This is a genomic window from Pseudolysinimonas sp., from assembly GCF_031389465.1.
GTDB lineage: Bacteria > Actinomycetota > Actinomycetes > Actinomycetales > Microbacteriaceae > Pseudolysinimonas_A.
Map to the genome: position 1 here is coordinate 1 of NZ_JANMSQ010000125.1, position 3499 is coordinate 3499.

Annotated in this window: 4 protein-coding genes; all 4 read left to right on the forward strand. The window is 65.7% G+C overall.

The annotated features are described in order from the left end of the window. A partial coding sequence (locus tag RMO30_RS04750; RefSeq protein WP_309710193.1) for a zinc-binding dehydrogenase occupies positions 1–928 on the forward strand: 928 nt, incomplete at its 5' end. Positions 929–954: 26 nt separating this feature from the next. Continuing rightward, entirely contained in the window at positions 955–1725 is a 771-nt protein-coding gene (locus RMO30_RS04755) for a glucose 1-dehydrogenase (RefSeq protein WP_309710194.1), read from the forward strand. Positions 1726–1745: 20 nt separating this feature from the next. Beyond that, entirely contained in the window at positions 1746–2510 is a 765-nt protein-coding gene (locus RMO30_RS04760) for a glucose 1-dehydrogenase (RefSeq protein WP_309710197.1), read from the forward strand. 79 nt (positions 2511–2589) lie between these two features. Beyond that, the gene (locus tag RMO30_RS04765; RefSeq protein WP_309710200.1) at positions 2590–2994 is read left to right on the forward strand and encodes a cupin domain-containing protein; all 405 of its coding nucleotides are present in this window, start codon (positions 2590–2592) and stop codon (positions 2992–2994) included. Positions 2995–3499 lie beyond the last annotated feature (505 nt).

Here is a 3499-nt window from a genome sequence, read left to right on the forward strand (position 1 = left end):
TTCGGCGACCTGCATCTGCGGGTCGGACCTGTGGCCCTACCGCGGCGCCGACCCGATCCCCGAACCGGCACCGATGGGGCACGAGTACGTCGGCATCGTCGAGGAAGTGGGCGACCAGGTCTCCAGCATACGACCGGGGCAGTTCGTCGTCGGGTCGTTCTTCGCCTCGGACAACACCTGCGAGATCTGCCGCGCGGGCTCCCAGACCTCCTGCATCAACCGCGAAGTGCTGGGTACTGGCGGCGCCGCCCAGGCGGAGCGGATGCGGGTGCCCCTTGCTGACGGCACCCTCGTCGCCACCCCCGAGGTGCCGTCGAGCGATCTGATCCCGAGCTTCCTCGCGGCGTCGGACGTGCTCGGCACCGGCTGGTTCGGTGCCGTCGCCGCCGAGGTCGGGCCTGGCAAGACGGTCGCGGTCGTCGGCGACGGCGCGGTCGGTCTGCTCGGCGTGCTTGCCGCTAAGCAGCTCGGCGCCGAGCGGATCATTATCATGAGCCGCCACGAGCCACGGCAGCACCTCGCTCGCGAGTTCGGTGCAACCGACGTGATCGAACAACGCGGCGACGACGCGATCGCACTCGTCAAGGACATGACCGGCGGACTCGGTGTGCGCTCCGTCATCGAGGCAGTCGGCACACGCGAATCCATGCTGCAAGCAATCGGGTCCGTGCGTCCCGGCGGCCATGTCGGCTACGTCGGCGTCACCCACGGCGACCTCCCCGGCGACCAAGTGTTCTTCAGCCACGCCCACCTCCACGGCGGCCCGGCACCCGTTCGCCGATTCCTGCCCGCACTGATCGACCTGATCTCCACCGGCGCGATCGATCCCGGCAAAGTCTTCGACCTCACCCTCCCCCTCGACCAAACCGCAGACGGCTACCGAGCCATGGACGAACGACGAGCGATTAAGACGCTCCTCACCGTCTGACCCGCACACAACTCGAAAGGACAACGATGATGACTGTCACTTACGACTTCACCGGACAGGTCGCCCTCGTCACCGGCGCCGCCTCCGGTATGGGACTCGTCACCGCCGAGGCATTCGCCCGAGCGGGCGCGGCCGTCGCCCTCGCCGACCTCGACACCGAGAGAGTCCGAGCAGCAGCCGAACAGCTCACCGGCGCCGGACACCACGCGATAGGGGTGCGCTGCGACGTCGGCGACGAAACCGACGTCGCCGCGCTCGTTCGCCAGACCGTCGCAGCGTTCGGTCGGCTCGACATGGCATTCAACAACGCCGGGATCATGGTGCCACCGTGCGATGCGGCCGACGAACCGATCGAGGTGTTCGAACGGGTCAGCGCTGTCAACCTCCGCGGGGTCTGGGCATCGATGAAGCACGAGCTCGCCCAGATGCGCTCCCAGGGCAGCGGAGCGATCGTCAACTGCTCCTCACTCGGCGGTCTCGTCGGTCTGCCCGGGCGCGCCACCTACCACGCCACCAAGCACGGTGTCATCGGCCTCACTCGCAGCGCCGCACTCGAGTACGCGCCCCGAGGTGTCCGCATCAACGCTGTCTGCCCCGGCACCATCGACACCCCGATGGTCACCGGCATGATCGCCAGCGGCGAACTCGAACTCGACGCCGCCATCGCCAACCAGCCGATCGGCCGCCTCGGCCGAGCCGACGAGATCGCCGCCGCCGTCCTCTGGCTGTGCAGCCCCGGTGCAAGCTTCGTTGTCGGTGTTGCCCTCCCCGTCGACGGCGGCTACACCGCCCAATGACGCATCCGACAGGACCAGACATGACGACGAGCAACAGATTCAGCGGCAAGGTCGCCTTCGTCACCGGCTCCGGCAGTGGCATCGGGCGAGCCACCGCAGTGCGTCTCGCAGAAGAAGGTGCCGACGTGGCCGTGGTCGGCCTCGACGGCGACCAGAACAGTGAGACTGTCCGTCGGATCGAATCGCTCGGCGCACGAGCGCTGAACATCACCTGCGACGTGACCGACAGCGACGCCCTGCAACGAGCCCTCGAGCACACGGTCGAGGCGTTCGGCGGGCTCGACATCGCATTCAACAACGCAGGCATCGAACAACCCGTCGCAGCCGCTGCCGACATCACCGAGACGCAATGGGACCGCATACTCGCGGTCGACCTGCGAGCGGTGTTCGTCTGCATGCGCCAGGAGATCCCGCTGCTTCTCCAGCGAGGAGGCGGTGCGATCGTGAACACGTCATCCGGTGCAGGAGTGAAGGGCTTCGCCGGCCAGGCAGCGTACGCAGCGGCCAAGCACGGCGTGATCGGGCTCACCCGCTCCGCCGCGCTCGACTACGCGTCGTCGAACATCCGCATCAACGCGATCTGTCCCGGGATCATCGACACGGAGATGATGGACCGCTTCACGGGCGGCAGCGACATCGGCCGTTCGAACGTCATCGCCCAAGAGCCGATCGGTCGCATGGGCCGCCCGGAGGAGATCGCCGCTGCGGTCGCCTTCCTGTGCTCTGACGAAGCTGCGTTCACGGTCGGACACGCCCTCGTGATCGACGGCGGCCAAACCACCTGACCACACCCACGATGGTCGGCTGACGCGCACTCGTTCGCTCAGCTCTTCCATCGACGAACGACTGAGAAGGGGATGCAACATGAAGTTCACCAAGAGCGGAGGCCAGACCGCGATCGGCCCCGAGGCATGGTTCACCGGCACCGTCTACATCGACTACATCCGCAACCCCGACGAGCAGTCCTGCGTTGGCTGCGCGCACGTGCGCTTCACGCCCGGTGCTCGCACCGCGTGGCACACCCATCCCCGTGGACAGACCCTGTACGTCACCGACGGCATCGGCTACGTCGGACGCCGAGACGGACACATCCAAGAGATCCGTCCCGGAGATGTCGTCTACATCGAACCGAACGAAGAGCACTGGCACGGCGCAACTCCCGACCGGTTCATGGCGCACGTCGCGATCCAGGAAGCCGACGAGAACGGCCAAGTCGTCACGTGGGGCGACCACGTCGCAGACGAGGAGTACGAGGATCGACTCCGCTGATATCGACGACCTTCGGGTTCTCGACTCGAACGTTCGAGTGCCCGAGCGGCGCCCACCGGCATCACGGTCGACGGCTGTCACTGACGCGTCATCACGGTCACGCCGCCCAGTCGATTGGCGGCCGATCGGCGAGCCCGGCGCCGCCCTCGGGTTGCAACGGGTTGCAACGTGGTTGCACAGACGCGACAAGACCAGGTCAGAGATGGCCTCTGACCTGGTCTTTTTGGTGGCGGGGGCAGGATTTGAACCTGCGACCTTCGGGTTATGAGCCGTGGAACGACCATTCTGCGTGGTGGTGTCTTGTATCATTTCATGCCATCTAGCTGGTCTTTCGTGATTTCGAGGTAGTGCTTGGTGGTGCCTGATATCACCCTCTGTCATCTGGTCCATTAGAAGAACCATTAGAAGTTCTGCCTAGGAGACCTACCTGCCTGCTACAGACAGATTGATCTTTTTGACAGATTCAAGTAGACTGTGTCTATGGGCCGGCCAGCGATTCCTGAGG